The sequence below is a fragment of the Bradyrhizobium sp. genome (genome assembly GCF_049512235.1).
Taxonomy (GTDB): Bacteria; Pseudomonadota; Alphaproteobacteria; order Rhizobiales; family Xanthobacteraceae; genus Bradyrhizobium.
In genome coordinates this window covers 1-13,842 of the sequence record NZ_JBEKXH010000145.1, presented here as the reverse complement: position 1 = coordinate 13,842, position 13,842 = coordinate 1, and the positions used below count along the sequence as shown (strand labels likewise).

Annotated in this window: 15 protein-coding genes; 8 read left to right on the top strand and 7 right to left on the bottom strand. The window is 61.7% G+C overall.

Annotated features, from left to right (window positions below; all coding sequences use genetic code 11):
- Positions 1-632 (top strand): efflux RND transporter permease subunit (locus ABSG20_RS15400; protein ID WP_423865365.1); only part of this gene is annotated, 632 nt, incomplete at its 5' end.
- Between the two features lie 58 nt (positions 633-690).
- A complete protein-coding gene (locus tag ABSG20_RS15395) occupies positions 691-1,674 on the top strand; it encodes a zinc-dependent alcohol dehydrogenase family protein (RefSeq protein ID WP_423865364.1) in 984 nt (327 codons plus the stop codon).
- Between the two features lie 228 nt (positions 1,675-1,902).
- Here ABSG20_RS15395 and ABSG20_RS15390 read toward each other — a convergent pair whose 3' ends face one another.
- From ABSG20_RS15390 to ABSG20_RS15380, 3 genes are all read right to left on the bottom strand, one after another.
- Positions 1,903-4,281, bottom strand: a complete 2,379-nt coding sequence (locus tag ABSG20_RS15390) for an HAD-IC family P-type ATPase (RefSeq protein ID WP_423865363.1) — start codon at positions 4,279-4,281, stop codon at positions 1,903-1,905.
- A gap of 74 nt (positions 4,282-4,355) precedes the next feature.
- Positions 4,356-4,763, bottom strand: a complete 408-nt coding sequence (locus ABSG20_RS15385; RefSeq protein ID WP_423865362.1) for a hypothetical protein — start codon at positions 4,761-4,763, stop codon at positions 4,356-4,358.
- A gap of 57 nt (positions 4,764-4,820) precedes the next feature.
- Positions 4,821-5,372 carry a general stress protein gene (locus ABSG20_RS15380; RefSeq protein ID WP_423865361.1) on the bottom strand — a complete coding sequence of 184 codons (552 nt, stop codon included), beginning with the start codon at positions 5,370-5,372 and terminating at the stop codon, positions 4,821-4,823.
- Between the two features lie 261 nt (positions 5,373-5,633).
- Here ABSG20_RS15380 and ABSG20_RS15375 point away from each other — a divergent pair, with 261 nt between their 5' ends.
- Positions 5,634-5,798, top strand: a complete 165-nt coding sequence (locus ABSG20_RS15375; RefSeq protein WP_423865360.1) for a hypothetical protein — start codon at positions 5,634-5,636, stop codon at positions 5,796-5,798.
- A 31-nt stretch (positions 5,799-5,829) separates the two neighbouring features.
- On the opposite strand, the gene ABSG20_RS15370 is transcribed toward ABSG20_RS15375, so the two are convergent.
- Complete coding sequence (locus ABSG20_RS15370; protein ID WP_423865359.1) at positions 5,830-6,075, bottom strand: DUF6894 family protein; 246 nt, start codon at positions 6,073-6,075, stop codon at positions 5,830-5,832.
- Positions 6,076-6,594: 519 nt separating this feature from the next.
- Here ABSG20_RS15370 and ABSG20_RS15365 point away from each other — a divergent pair.
- Positions 6,595-7,371 (top strand): Crp/Fnr family transcriptional regulator, encoded by a 777-nt coding sequence (locus ABSG20_RS15365; protein ID WP_423865358.1) that lies wholly within the window; start codon positions 6,595-6,597, stop codon positions 7,369-7,371.
- A gap of 16 nt (positions 7,372-7,387) precedes the next feature.
- Here ABSG20_RS15365 and ABSG20_RS15360 read toward each other — a convergent pair whose 3' ends face one another.
- Positions 7,388-8,119 (bottom strand): Crp/Fnr family transcriptional regulator, encoded by a 732-nt coding sequence (locus tag ABSG20_RS15360; RefSeq protein ID WP_423865357.1) that lies wholly within the window; start codon positions 8,117-8,119, stop codon positions 7,388-7,390.
- Positions 8,120-8,609: 490 nt separating this feature from the next.
- Between ABSG20_RS15360 and ABSG20_RS15355 the strand changes: the two genes are divergently transcribed.
- Both ABSG20_RS15355 and ABSG20_RS15350 read left to right on the top strand, forming a co-directional pair.
- Positions 8,610-10,868, top strand: a complete 2,259-nt coding sequence (locus ABSG20_RS15355) for a response regulator (RefSeq protein ID WP_423865356.1) — start codon at positions 8,610-8,612, stop codon at positions 10,866-10,868.
- Between the two features lie 169 nt (positions 10,869-11,037).
- A complete protein-coding gene (locus tag ABSG20_RS15350) occupies positions 11,038-11,685 on the top strand; it encodes a BON domain-containing protein (RefSeq protein WP_423865355.1) in 648 nt (215 codons plus the stop codon).
- Between the two features lie 5 nt (positions 11,686-11,690).
- Here ABSG20_RS15350 and ABSG20_RS15345 read toward each other — a convergent pair whose 3' ends face one another.
- Positions 11,691-12,014, bottom strand: coding sequence for an HPF/RaiA family ribosome-associated protein (locus ABSG20_RS15345; RefSeq protein ID WP_423865354.1), 324 nt, complete (start codon positions 12,012-12,014; stop codon positions 11,691-11,693).
- A 392-nt stretch (positions 12,015-12,406) separates the two neighbouring features.
- On the opposite strand from ABSG20_RS15345, the gene ABSG20_RS15340 reads away from it, so the two are divergent.
- Both ABSG20_RS15340 and ABSG20_RS15335 read left to right on the top strand, forming a co-directional pair.
- Positions 12,407-12,583: a hypothetical protein gene (locus ABSG20_RS15340; RefSeq protein ID WP_423865353.1), complete on the top strand. Its 177-nt coding sequence runs from the start codon at positions 12,407-12,409 to the stop codon at positions 12,581-12,583.
- Between the two features lie 80 nt (positions 12,584-12,663).
- Positions 12,664-13,311 carry a BON domain-containing protein gene (locus ABSG20_RS15335; protein WP_423865352.1) on the top strand — a complete coding sequence of 216 codons (648 nt, stop codon included), beginning with the start codon at positions 12,664-12,666 and terminating at the stop codon, positions 13,309-13,311.
- 57 nt (positions 13,312-13,368) lie between these two features.
- Here ABSG20_RS15335 and ABSG20_RS15330 read toward each other — a convergent pair whose 3' ends face one another.
- A complete protein-coding gene (locus ABSG20_RS15330) occupies positions 13,369-13,569 on the bottom strand; it encodes a hypothetical protein (protein ID WP_423865351.1) in 201 nt (66 codons plus the stop codon).
- Positions 13,570-13,842: the final 273 nt, after the last annotated feature.

Genomic DNA, 13,842 nt, shown 5'->3' with positions numbered 1-13,842 from the left:
AAGAACTGTCGAAGTCGACGCTGCCGGCGGGCTACTCCTATGAATGGACCGGCACCGCCTATCAGGAGCAGGCCGCAGCCGGCCAGACCGGCACCATTCTCGCGCTGGCGGTACTGTTCGCCTACCTCTTCCTGGTGGCGTTGTACGAGAGCTGGGTCATTCCGGTGCCTGTGCTGTTGTCGGTCGCGGTCGGCGTGCTCGGCTCCTATCTCGCCATCAAGCTCAGCGGACTGAACCTCGACCTCTACGCCCAGATCGGCCTGGTGGTGCTGATCGCGCTCGCCGCCAAGAACGGCATCCTCATCGTCGAGTTCGCAAAGGAACAGCGGGAGGCCGGCCAGTCGATCATCGATGCGGCCGAACTCGGGGCGCGGATGCGCTTCCGCGCCGTGATGATGACCTCGATCGCCTTCATTCTCGGTCTGCTGCCGTTGGTGATCGCAACCGGCGCTGCGGAGATCAGCCGCAGGGAGATAGGCACCGCCGTGTTCGGCGGCATGCTGGCGGCGAGCTCGATCGGGATTTTCTTGGTGCCGATGCTCTACGTGACGTTTCAACGCCTGCGCGAGCGCGTGCCGAGTAGCTTCGGCGGATCGGACAAACCATCCCATGCGCCGGCGGCAAATACCTGAAGGTCTGAGCATCGCAAGGCGCACGTCCAATTCAATAAAGAAAAACAAGGACACGATCATGCGGGCAATGGTGCTAAGGAAACTCAGAACGGCGTTGGAATGGACCGATCTCGCCGACCGGCATCCGGGGCCAGGCGAGATTCGCGTCAAGGTCTTGGCCTGCGGCGTCTGCCGCACCGACCTGCATGTCGTCGATGGCGAACTGCCCGATCCCCATTTGCCGATCATCCCCGGCCATGAGATCGTCGGCCGGATCGATGCGATCGGCAGCGGCGTCGCAGGTCTGCGGATCGGCGAGCGCGTCGGTATTCCCTGGCTCGGTCACACCTGCGGAGTCTGCCCCTATTGCGTGGAGCACCGCGAAAACCTCTGCGATCGCCCGCTGTTCACCGGCTTTACGCGCGACGGCGGCTTTGCGACCTCAACCATCGCCGACGCGCGCTTTGCTTTTCCGCTCGGAGAGAAGGGCGACGATGTCGCGCTCGCCCCCTTGCTCTGTGCCGGCTTGATCGGCTGGCGCTCGCTGGTGATTGCCGGCCAGGGCAAGCGGCTGGGACTTTACGGCTTTGGTGCCGCGGCGCACATCCTTGCGCAGGTCGCGAGCTGGCAGGCACGGTCGGTCTTTGCCTTCACGCGACCGGGCGATGTCGCCGCGCAAGATTTCGCGCGGAGCCTCGGCGCCAAATGGGCCGGCGGATCCGACGAGATGCCGCCGGAGCCGCTCGATGCCGCGATCATCTTTGCGACCGTCGGCGCTCTGGTGCCGTTGGCGCTGAAGGCGGTTCGCAAGGGCGGTCGTGTCGTCTGCGCCGGCATTCACATGAGCGACATCCCGAGCTTTCCCTATGGGCTGTTGTGGGAGGAACGGCAACTCGTGTCGGTCGCCAATCTCACGCGCCGGGACGGCATCGATTTCCTGCGCCTCGCGCCCGAGATCGGCATCATTACCAAAACCACGAGCTATCCGCTCCAGCAGGCCAACCAGGCACTCGCCGATCTCCGCGCCGGCCGCTTCGAAGGCGCCGCGGTTCTTATTCCCTGAAAGGGGCGAAGCATAAATAACTCTGGAAAGCGGTCGAAACAGAACAGCGACTCGCTGCTGCATGTGTTCATTTGAAGATGGACCATGCAGACATTCTGCAGAATCCTCCCCAACTTGACAGCCTCAGCGCGCCATGCTCGCTCTGGGGCTGTCTCTTTCGGCACAGCGAACCGAGCCGGTTGTGATGGTCTCCCTTTCCTGAGGCCTCCTGAGGCCACGAAGCATTCGCTAGGCGACCCCGAGACGGGCGAACAGGGGAACCTTCATCAGATCCAGGATGACCGCGAAGATGAGCGTCGCAGCCAGCATACCTGTTACCACCAGGGCCGGCAGGGGCGTCATGGCGATTCCGCCGATCGCCAATGTCGAGGCGATCACGAGATCGGCGACCGACGAAACCACCAGCCAGAAGCTTGGGCGAGAGGACCACAGCCGGCGCCGCTCGCGGTTGGTATAGGTCGTCGCCTGATTTCCGAATACGATGACGACAAAGGCAAGCGTCCTCAAAGTTTCAATGTCGTATCCCATGCGATAGGCACCGAAAGCCAGCACGGATGTACAAAAGACCAGTTCGCCGATTCCCGTAGCGACGCCCGCGATCGTGAGAATTCCGATATGCCACGCATTTGGCATCTGCGATGGACGCACATGATCGGTCGTCAACGACATGCCGAGGAAGTCGCCGGTGATCATGATGATGACCATCAGCAAGGGCGTCAGGATCGCCTGGCGGGTCATGATCAGGCCTACCGCTAGAAACAGCACCTGAACGATCTTCTTGGTGATCGAGTTCAGCGTATAGGTCAGGATGCGCTGGAATGTCACCCGTCCTTCCTTGACCGCGGCAACGATCCCGGCCAGTCCGGGCGCGGTCAACACCATGCCGGCGGCTGATTTTGCGACATCGGTTGCCGTCGAAACCGCGATTCCGATCTGGGCCTGGCGCAGCGCCGGCGCGTCGTTGGCGCCGTCGCCGCACATGCCGATGGTGCGGCCACCCTTCTGGAGCACCTTGACGAGCTTGTATTTGTCCTCCGGCAGAACCCCCGCGAAGACCGCGAATTGCTCGGGGCGGATGTCATCGGGGATCGGCCCTGGCGGACAGACGGCGCCATCGAGCCCTACCGCATGGGCCACGATGGCTGCCGTCGCCGGCGCATCGCCCGTGACCATTACGGTGCGCACGCCGAGGCCGCGCAATTCCGTAACGAGCGCCGCCGAGTCCGTGCGAGGTGGGTCGCTGAGCGCGATCAGCCCGGCCAACTTCATTGCGTTCGGCGGTCCGGCCGCGATCGCCAGCACTCTGAAGCCCTTTCCCTCGAGTTCCTCTGATGCGGCTGTCGCAGCCGGCGATGGCTGCGCGAGGCCGATCACGGCTGCGAAGGCGCCTTTCACGACACGTTGCGTTCCGCCGTCCGGTTCCTGCGTGGTCGCTTCGGACATTTTCGTGGCCGGATCGAACGGCACGAATTTGGTGACCTTGGGCATGTCGGAAGCTGTCTTTCCGCAGGCGGCGGACCGAATGGCCGCATCTACCGGGTCCTGTCCGCCATCCGAACTGGCCAGCGCCGCCAGCGCCAGAACCTGCGCCTCGTCGAAGCCAGGCATGGGACGAACGGTCGTCACGCTGAGCGCGTTCTGGGTCAGCGTGCCTGTCTTGTCGGCGCACAGGACATCCATGGTCGCCGCTTCATCCACCGCGGAGAGGCGGGTCGGCAGTACGCCGAGCTTTGCCAATGCCCGTGCGCCGAGCGCCGAGGCGAGCGTGAAGGTCGCCGGCAGCGCCACCGGGATCGATGCGAGAACCGCGGTCAGAACGAGGGGAATGATATGATCGAGCGGCATGTCGAGTAACCAGGCGTAGGTCGCGAGCAGCACGATGACGACGCCGTTTACCGCGGCGAGATTGCGGACCACGCGAAAGACGGCTTTCTGCTGGGAACTTACGACATGCGAGCTGCGGACCAACTCGGCGGTGCGGCCGAACTTGGTGCGCGCTCCCGTTGCGGCGACTTCCGCGACCGCCTCTCCGCGCCGCACCAGCGCCCCTGCATAGGTCTTTACACCCGCGCCGGCCTCGATGGGCACCGATTCCCCGGTAAGCATGGACTGGTCGAGCAGGACTTCTCCACTGGTGAGATTCACATCCGCGGCGACCACCGCGCCGAGTGAGAGCTTGACCACGTCGCCCGGCACCAGTTCGACAGCGGGTATGGTTTTCCAAGCACCGTCGCGCCGGACAGACGCATTCAGCGCGAGTCGCGACTTCAGCGCAGCAAGGGTCGCCTGCGCGCGGCTCTCCTGAAACAGCCCCAGCGCGGCGTTGAATATCAGGAGAGCCGCGATGATCGCGGCCTCGACATGCTTGCCGAGCGCCAGCTCGAGCACGATCGCAGCCTCAAGCATCCACGGAACGGGCGCCCAGAACTTTTCGAGCGCCATCCGAAACGGGCGGCTGCTTGTATCCGGCATGGCGTTTGGGCCGAATTTCTCCAGCCGAAGCCGCGCCTCGCTACTTGTCAGGCCATTTTGCAAGGCGACATCAGCAGCGCCTGTCGATTTCGGGGCCGCGGCAACTTCGGCGGACAACCGGGTGGTCGCGGTCATGGGTAAGATCCGACTGCGGCAATTGCCGCCCGCGCCAAATTTGAAAATTCTGTCGGTTGACCCGGCGTCTTCCTCTATTTGTCCTTGGGATTGAGCTTCTGCCAGGCCACGGCAAGTTTGTGAGATGCGGTCTGGAAGGAGGCTTTGGCGCTGTCCCAGTCTTTCTCCCCAGCCGTGTCCAACTGGCTCGACGCCGTCTTGGTTTCGGTCCAGGCGCTTTCCAGATCCTTGGCGGCGACCGTTTCCGCCGCGGTGGCCCTGGTCTCCGCCTTCGTGTTGAAGTTTTGCAGCTTTTGCTGCCAAATGCTCACTTCATCCTGCGCCTTTTGTGTGTAGCTGCTTCTTTCGGTTGCGGGATCGCGGGCGGTGGCCGCCCCGACCGATGTGCCCTTGTCGAACGCGGGTTTTGACTGGGCTGCGGCGGGCAGCGCGCCGGCGAGGGCGAGCGTTGCGACCACGATCGGGGCGACAAAAATTCTCATGACATCAATTTCCTGTGTTTCCCGTAAACTGATCTGAATTAAGTACCAGTCAACGGATCAGCCGGCGGCAGCGATGGCGGGTGCTGCCGTCCCGGGGTTCGTATGAACGTCGACACGTTCGGGATTGACGGTGCCGAGGATCGTCTTGGCGCGTGCGATTTCGGCCGCCGGACCGTGAGCCATCACCAGAAAGCGATCGGTTTTCAGCGCGGTTTCGTACTGGAGCACGCTGTCCTTTGGCACACCGAAGCTGTACAGCGCCGCGCCGAGCGCGCTCAGGCCGCCGACCACGACGGCATTCTCGATTCCGGTGATCAGGATCGAAGCCAGGTATCCGAGAACGACGACATGGCCGACGCCGGGAACGACCAGGAACAGCCCGCCGAGGAACAGGCCCCAGAAGCCACCCCAGAATGCCCCGCGCGTACCCCAGAACTTGATCCGGTCCCCGGTGTTGTAGAAGCCGACCACCTTTTCGTCGGTATGATAGCCCTTGCCGACAATGCTGAGGTTCTTCATCTCGAAGCCGGCGGCGGTCAGCTTCTTGATCGCCGTTTCAGCCGCGGGGTGGTCGTGGAAGACGGCAATGACGGTGTCGGAATTTTCCATCGGAATTCTCCTTGGGATTGAATTTGATCGTGGCGCCGGGTGCATCACCATAGGTCATGCCAAGGCTGCAACTCGGTAGTTGCGGGTTTCCGGGCATTGATCTTCAAGCCGACGTTAAATGGAATGATCATCCCAGGATAGACTCGGAAACTACTCAGTCTTGACTTCGCGCGTCGGCATGCCACAAGGTTCAGTCTCGGTGTTACGGGTGTAAGCCGTGGTCCCGAAGCGAGCCGATCGCGGCAGCGCGGAAATGGAATGATGAACCGCGAAGATCACAACCGGCAAATGACCGTTGCCGGGAAAGGCGACTGGAGGCGAATTCATCATTCGCCGCTGTTCTGGATCGGCATTGCGCTGTGTTTGGCAGCGATCGCGATTTATCTATGGTCCGACGATCTGTCGTGGCGACCACACCTGCAATGAAGGCTCGCCATCCTGTCTGGCGGCCAAGCGATCAGGGGCTGCTGCGGTCTTGATTTAGTGCTTCGATATGCAGCCGGAGTGCGAACAGGGATTTGCCGGAAGAGTCCGACACATCCATTCGCCACTCCGGCATTTCGTGGAACCGGGCGGTCACGTCTCGGGCCATATCGCAAAGGATCATCGTCGCTTCCTCGTGTGCGGCCTTCACGTCCAGCAGATCAAGATCATGGTCGCTGGTGTGATCGCCGTGGCAAATATGAAAGCGAAACAACGCCATGTTGCGGGTCCTTCTTATCGCAGCAGCCTAATATCCAAAGGCTGAATTGTCGGTCCGGTGCGCGACAAAGCCTGGCGAAAAGCCAAACGGTCCGCCTGGTCCGCGGACCTTCGCGCATGGGCTCCTGCTCCGGCCCGGGAAGGATCGGCAGTTCGACAGGAAATGGGCGCCTTTTGGTTTGTTGGATGAGACCGTCAGCTCGCCCCGATCTCTTCGACCTCTTCGCCCACGAATGCTGCCGCCATTCCCGGCCCGAGTCTGATCAAAACGGCTCAGAAGCGGCAACTTTCGTCACGACTTCGTGGATGGTCCGGGTAAGTGAAATGCTTGATCTGACATCGGCCACGGCTCCAGCCGTTGTTTGAACGAGAGCGACAATGAGCCATTTTGCTCAGACTTGCCGCCGAGAACAGGCTCAACTGGCGCGGTTCGGCTCGATATTACACCGGGTGCGTCCTGCCGGCGCCTGACCGTCGTCGGGCTGCGACCGATCGAGAATGGACAATTGGCCGGAGGCAGATGTCCAGACCGCAAACCGATCATGACCGGCGCAGCAATCAACTGCTCGATGCGCTGGCGCCTGCCAGCCGCAAACGGATTGATCCTCATCTTGAGCCCATCGAATTCAAACTCGGCGCGATGGTTTGCGATGCCGGCGGCCTGCTCAAGCATGCCTATTTTCCCAGAGGGTCCGTGCTGTCCCTGCTGACCGTGCTGGAGAATGGCGCGGCCATCGAGACCGCCAATATCGGCCGCGAAGGCGCTTTCGGCCTGTTTGCCGCGATGTACAGCCGGGTTTCCTTCAACCGGTGCATTGTGCAACTTGAGGGCTACACGGTCCGCTGTCCGATCGAGCTGCTGCAACATGAGTTCACCATAAGCGAACACGTACGCAATCTCTTTGTCAGCTACTCGGAGACGCTGCTGTCGCAGGTGCAACAGACCGTCGCCTGCTATTCGATGCATTCAACCGAAGAGCGGATGTGCCGATGGCTCCTGATGATGCACGATCGCGCCGAAGGCGAGGCGCTTCCCTATACGCATGAGTTCCTGTCGGAGATATTGGGCGCCAACCGCAAATCCGTAACGCTTGCGGCGCAGTCGATGCAGGCGGCTGGCCTTATCAGCTACCACCGAGGCGCGATCCAGGTGCTCGATCGTGCGGGTCTGGAGCGGGCGTCCTGTGAATGCTATGCCATCGTCAAGGAGCGATTTGATGCTTTCCTGACGCCGCCCGCGACGGCCGTGCAAAGTCAGATCGGGCAAAGCCCCGGCACCCCCGCACGGCGTTGGTAGGATCACTTGGAAACGATCACTTGGCCTTCCCGGACAGTTTGCCGGGATCCGACTTTCCGCCTGAAATATGCGGCTGATCGTGCAGCACGACGTTGAGCAGGGAATTGTGCACCTCGAGATGGCCGTTGTAGTCGATGAAACCCATTTTCCGGAATTTGTTCATGAAATGACTGACGCGCGAACGCGTCGTACCGATCATTTCGGCGAGCGTTTCCTGGCTCACCTTGGCGACGATCTTCTGCGGTTTGCCGTCGTTTCCGAAGTTCGCCAACAGCAGCAAGGCGCGAGCCAGCCGCTTTTCGCTCGAATTGAACAGCTGATCGATCAGGTCTGCCTCGACACGGATGGTGCGGGCCAGAACATGCGCCAAAAACATCTCGGAGAACGCGGGCTCCTCGCGCAGAATGTCCATCGCGGTTGACTTGGTAATCCGCATGATGTCGCACTCCGTGATCGCCGATGCCGTCGACAGCCGCCGTGTTTGTCCGGTCAGGCATCCTTCGCCGAAGAATTCGTCCGGCCCGAGGATGGCAATCACGGCTTCCTTGCCTTGCTCGGAATGGACAATGATCTTGACCCTGCCCTTCAAGATGTAAAAAATGGCGTCCGAGGAACTGTCCTGCGAAAAGACCTGCTGGTTTTTTCGATATCTGGAGATGGTCCGGCCGCCGCCCTCCGTCGTCAAGAACCCTCTGGGATCGGACGGCAGGGTCGGTTTTTTGTCTCCGGATTCTGTCCGCTTCGCCACGATACCTCCGGGCCTGAGACGCGATAGAGCGGATCCGGGATGACCCGATTTCCAGCTCGCCGGCATCGATACACAATAAAGCTTTTGACGAGGTTTTGGAAGCGAAACAGCCGGACACCCCGGATACTGCCGCTGAATAAGGCAGCGACGGCTGAGCACTTTAGCTCAGCCTCCATCAGGCAGCTGAGCTATTCTAACTTTGCATGCGATCGGGAACTACCTTGCTCGGCCGGAACCTCTGTTGCGTCGGGACGTTTCGTTGGCGCGCTGACACCGTCTGCAGTTGTAAGAGGCTGCCGAGAATGTTCAGGCCGGCTATCGCAAATTGCAAAGCAACCCGCACCGCCGTACGGACGTCAGACCAGATCGAAAGTGAGGCGTAACGATGCGGCCGCATAAATACCGTTCATCCGAGCGAGCGCGCCTTCCGAATTCCGTTCCTTCCGCGCAGATTATCGCTTTGGGTGTCGCCGCCGGGCAGCCTTCGAAGATGGCTCAGGCCGGCAACCAGGAGCGCGCCGGCCTCGGCTCGCAGCCGCGGCCATCGCTCGAACGGCAGCGGCTGACGGCCCATGATCTGCAAAAGGTGCTGTACAGCAGCGACGTTGCGACCATTCTGCTCGACGCCGACATGAATATCCGGTTTTTTACGCCGGCGACCAAACTGCTTTACAATGTGATCCCGGGCGATATCGGCCGGCCCCTGACGGATCTGTGTTCGCTGGCTCCCGATGCGGCTCTTGTGAGCGATGCCAGGAAAGTGCTGCTCGCGCTTGAGCCGATCGAGCGGGAGATCGAAGCCCGAAGCGGCGCCTGGTACGCGCGCCGCATATTGCCTTACCGCAGCGAGGGCAAGGGGATCGAAGGCATCGTCATCACCTTTGCCGACATTACCCATCAGAAGGAAGCGGCCGCGGCGTTGGAATGCGCCAGAGTCCAGGCCGAGTCCGCCAATGTGGCCAAATCCCGCTTTCTCGCCGCCGCAAGTCACGACCTCAGGCAGCCGTTGCAGACGCTGGTGCTGCTGCAGGAACTGCTGGCGAAGCTCGTCGTCGGCGACAAGGCCAAAAAGCTGATCGGCCGGCTCGATCAGACCTTGGGCGGCATGTCCGGAATGTTGAACGCGCTGCTCGACATCAACCAGATCGAGGCCGGGACCATCCGGGCAGAATTCGAAACCTTCCGGATCGATGCCGTGCTCGACCGGGTCACGGCAGATCTCGCTTATCAGGCGGAGGCGCAACGGATCGCCCTGCATGTGTTGCCTTGCTCGCTCTCGGTCCGCAGCGATCCGCGTCTGCTCGAGCAGATGATACGAAATCTGCTGTCGAACGCGATCAAATATACCAAGCGGGGGAGGGTGTTGTTCGGATGCCGTCGCCGCCACGGGAATGTGAGCATCCAGATCTGGGATACCGGCGCCGGCATTCCCGAAGCCCGGCTTCAGGACATCTTCGAGGAGTATCATCAGCTTGACAATTCGGCGGCAGACCGGAGCCTTGGGCTTGGTCTTGGCCTCTCGATTGTCAGACGGCTCGGAATTCTGCTGGATCATCCCGTGACGGTACGTTCGCAGCAAGGCAAGGGGTCGGTCTTTTCGATCGAAGTCAAGCAATCGCAGGGCGAAACGCTGGCCCGGAGCCAAGACAGGCTGCCCGGCATCCAAGGCGAACACGCCAACGCGGGCCGGGCTCGCACCATACTCGTTGTCGAGGACGACAAGGAAGTGCGCGATCTTCTCGCCGTTGGCCTCCGCGCCGAGGGACACCGGGTGATCACCGCCGTCGACGGCGTTGCAGCGCTGGACCACCTTGCAACCAAGGCGCTGCAACTTGGTCTGGTGATTTCCGACTTCAACCTGCCCAATGGCATGGATGGCCTCGGCGTGGCCGCCGGGATTCGCTCAAGGCTTGGGCGATCCGTGCCGGTCATTATCCTGACCGGCGATATTTCGACCAAGACCCTGCGCGACATCGTCTTGCAGAAATGTGAACGTCTCAACAAGCCGGCTAGTCTGAAAGAGATGATCGCCACGATCGAGCGCCTTGTTCCGGCATCTGCTTTGCGGTCGAGCCCGCCTGCATCACCTGTCGAAGCGTCGGCAGGGATGGCGGCGCCTGTCATTTTCGTCGTGGACGACGACAGCGACGTGCGCCAGGCCATTCGCGGCATGCTGGAGCACGACGGCTGCCTCGTGGAGGACTATGGGGACGGCGAGTCCTTCCTCAAAGCTTACCGTCCAGGTCGCAACGCGTGCCTTTTGATCGACGCCAATCTGCCCGGCATAAGCGGATTGGATTTGCTGCGGCGTTTGAAGGAAGCAGGCGATCTCGTGCCCGCCATCATGATTACCGGACACAGCGACGTTCCGATGGCGGTCGAAGCGATGAAGGCGGGCGCGTCGGATTTCCTCGAGAAGCCGATCCGCGGTGCGGAGCTTGTCGCCGGCGTCGGGCGTGCTCTGGAAATGTTCCGCGATTCCGGCAAGCTGCTCGAGTGGCGCAAAGAGGCCGCCGATCACCTCGCCGGCCTGACGCGACGGCAACACCAGATCATGGAGATGGTGCTGGCCGGCCACCCGAGCAAGAATATTGCCGCCGATCTCGGGATCAGCCAGCGCACCGTGGAGAACCATCGCGCCTCGATCATGAAAAAAACCGGAACGCAGTCGATTCCGGCGCTGGCCCGATTGGCGATCACCGCGGCGGGGGACGGTTGCGACAGGCCAGCCTCGCAGAACCAGATCTGAGAGCTGAGCTTCCTCAACCGCATGTTTCGAGGCTCCAGCGGATGTTGACGGCCGGTTCGCCGGCCTGCGTCCGGCGTGAGTACTTTCCGAAGCTATCTTGTCGGCCTCTTCTGCATGATGAGTATCTTGGCGCGAGCATCGTCTCGGCCAGGCAACCCAGGAGGGGACGATGATCGACCCTGCCCTGAAGCAAAGAGTTCTCGACGAACTCGCCTGGCAACCGGGGGTCGACGAAGCCCATGTCGGCGTGACCGTGCGAGGCGGCGTCGTGACCTTGACCGGGCACATCGGAAGTTATGCGCAAAAATGTGTCGCGGAGCGCGCCGCGGGCCGCGTGACGGGTGTCCGGGCGATCGCCGAGGAACTGGAAATCCGCTATTTGTCCGGCCTCGATCGCGGCGATGAAACCATGGCCAAGCGCGCCTCCGACATTATTTCGTGGGATCTTTCGGTCCCGAAGGACAGAGTCAGGATCAAGATCAAGAACGGATGGGTGACGCTCGCTGGCGACGTCGACTGGTGTTTTCAGAAGCAGGCTGCGGAGGCCGATGTAGAAGGTCTGCACGGGGTGATGGGGGTCAGCAACGCCATCGAGATCAAACCGAAAGGTTGGGTTGGCGGCGTCGAAGGGCAAATCAAGGCGGCTTTGCGACGCAATGCCGAATTTGACGCCGAGAATATCGTCGTGACAGCGGATGGCCGCATGGTCACGCTGACCGGTCAGGTCAGCAGCTATCATGAGCGGACACTGGCGGCGGAAACCGCATGGTCGGCACCCGGCATCACCCAGGTCCACGATTTGCTGACCGTCGAATGAAGCATCTAATGTTTCCGCCTGAGATCATCGAGCTGGCGCCGGGCGGCTGCAAAAGCATCCTTGACCGCGACTTCGGCGTGGGCGTGCCGGCCGTCATCCGAAGGAGAGCGGCAGACCACGATGTTTTCATGGGGCGGCAAGGTCAGCAGGATGTGAATCTGAAAGCCTGCTCCGTTGCGATGGTGGTCGCTCGGAGCGATCACCGTGACGCGGCCGGAGGTAATGCGATGATCGTGCGTTTCCAGCCGCTCGAATTCACGCGCGATGCTTGCACGAACCGGATCCGACGGCTCGCATCCCTGGAACGCCACCAGCAGGGAAGTTTGCATCTGGGGCTTCTTTCGTTGGCGCCGATGAGCAGACACCGGCAATGACCAATCCGCGGATCGCGAAATGGTTGCTTCCGCATCGGCTGCTTTCGGCAGACATCATCGGAACCCCGCTCGCGGCTCCGCGCAAAGGCGATGTGGAAGACGATGCCGCAGGGCTGGCTGGGCGCGAGGGGGGAGCCTGCCCGGACGCGATGCCGGACTGAGTAGTTTCCGAACCTGACCGGGCGGCCCGCTATCTGCTATGGCAATGACGGTCGAACAGGGCGCCCACAAGGGGCGCCCCTACGCTATGTCGATCCCGGTAGGGGCGACCCTCGTGGTCGCTCTCCTTCGGCGCCTCCGCATCCAGTATCGCAGCGCCGAAATCAAATCAGCACAAGGAGACGAGCATGACAGACAAGCCGATCGTCAGCGTTCCTGACAAGCCAGCCAAGATCGTTCACCCGGGGATGATGGGTGACGGCACCGAGGAACAGAATTTGAATGAACCCGGTGATCCCTCGGCCCGCATCGCGGCCGACGAGGTGAAGGCGGCCTTCGACAAGAAGGAATCGAAGAAGCCCTGAGAGCCGATCAGATGTCCGCGTGATGCTCCGCTTTCCCGGGTGAAATCCCGGACCGCACCAACAGCTGAAGGAACGCTGCAATGACCGACCAGGACCTCAAGCAATCGGTACTCGACGAACTCGCCTGGGATCCCAGCGTCAGCGAGGCTCATATCGGCGTGACCGCGCATGCCGGCGTGGTGACGCTCACCGGCCATGTCGCCAGCTATGCCGAGAAGTGCGCGGCCGAGCATGCCGTCGGGCGCGTATCCGGCGTCAAGGCGATCGCGGAGGAACTCGAGATCCGCTATTTGTACGATGCCGGGCACGGCGACGAGGACATCGCCAGGCAAGCCCTCAATGTTCTCGCCTGGGACCTTGCGGTCCCGAAGGGCAAGGTCAGGGTCAAGGTCGAGAAGGGGTGGATCACGCTGAGCGGCGAGGTCCACTGGTACTATCAAAAGAACGCCGCCGAGAAGGACGTCCGCAAGCTGTTTGGCGTGATGGGCGTCAGCAACCTGATCGCGATCGAGCCTGTCGTTCATGCCTCCGACATTCAGGACAAGATCAAGGCGGCGTTCGGACGCAATGCCGAGTTTGAAGCCGCGCACATCGTGGTCTCAACCGAGGGCAGCAGGATCACACTGAGCGGCAAGGTCGACAGCTACTACGAGCGAACGCTGGCCGAGAACACCGCCTGGTCCGCGCCCGGCGTCACGGCAGTCAACGACCTGATCACCATCAACTGAACGCGCGCGGACAGTTCAAGTCGCCCCGGGAGGATAGGGCTCGGCCGCCATCGTCAGCTATTTCTGCACCAGGTCGTCACGCGCCTTGATCAAGCGATCGAGTTGTTCGCGCTGCTGCTCGATGCGGTCGGCGTTGCGTTCCTCGGTCTGGCCACCGGATTGACCCGCGGCCTGTTCGACCAGTTGCCGCAGATTGTCCTGAAGGATCGCGATGCGATCATCGAGTTCGGCTCGCGAAAGCGAATTGTCGTTACTCATGGATGCACTCCTGTTTGCGGTCGGAGCTCGACGCGCCGATGGATCGGCGGGCGGGTGAGAGAGACGAATATACCCCGCTCCCGGTGCAAAGAGCGAGGGGTTTGATGCGCCGGTCGAGATCTACAGCGAAGGGGGCGATGAGGGATTTTGGCGGGAGCCTGAGGCTCACTTTGATTTGCAAGAACGACAGCTCGAATTCTCTCGGAAAGACTGGACCGGCGACGCGGATGCGCGGGCGCCGCGAGCGCAGCCCGTCGTTTCCCGGCCTCGCGG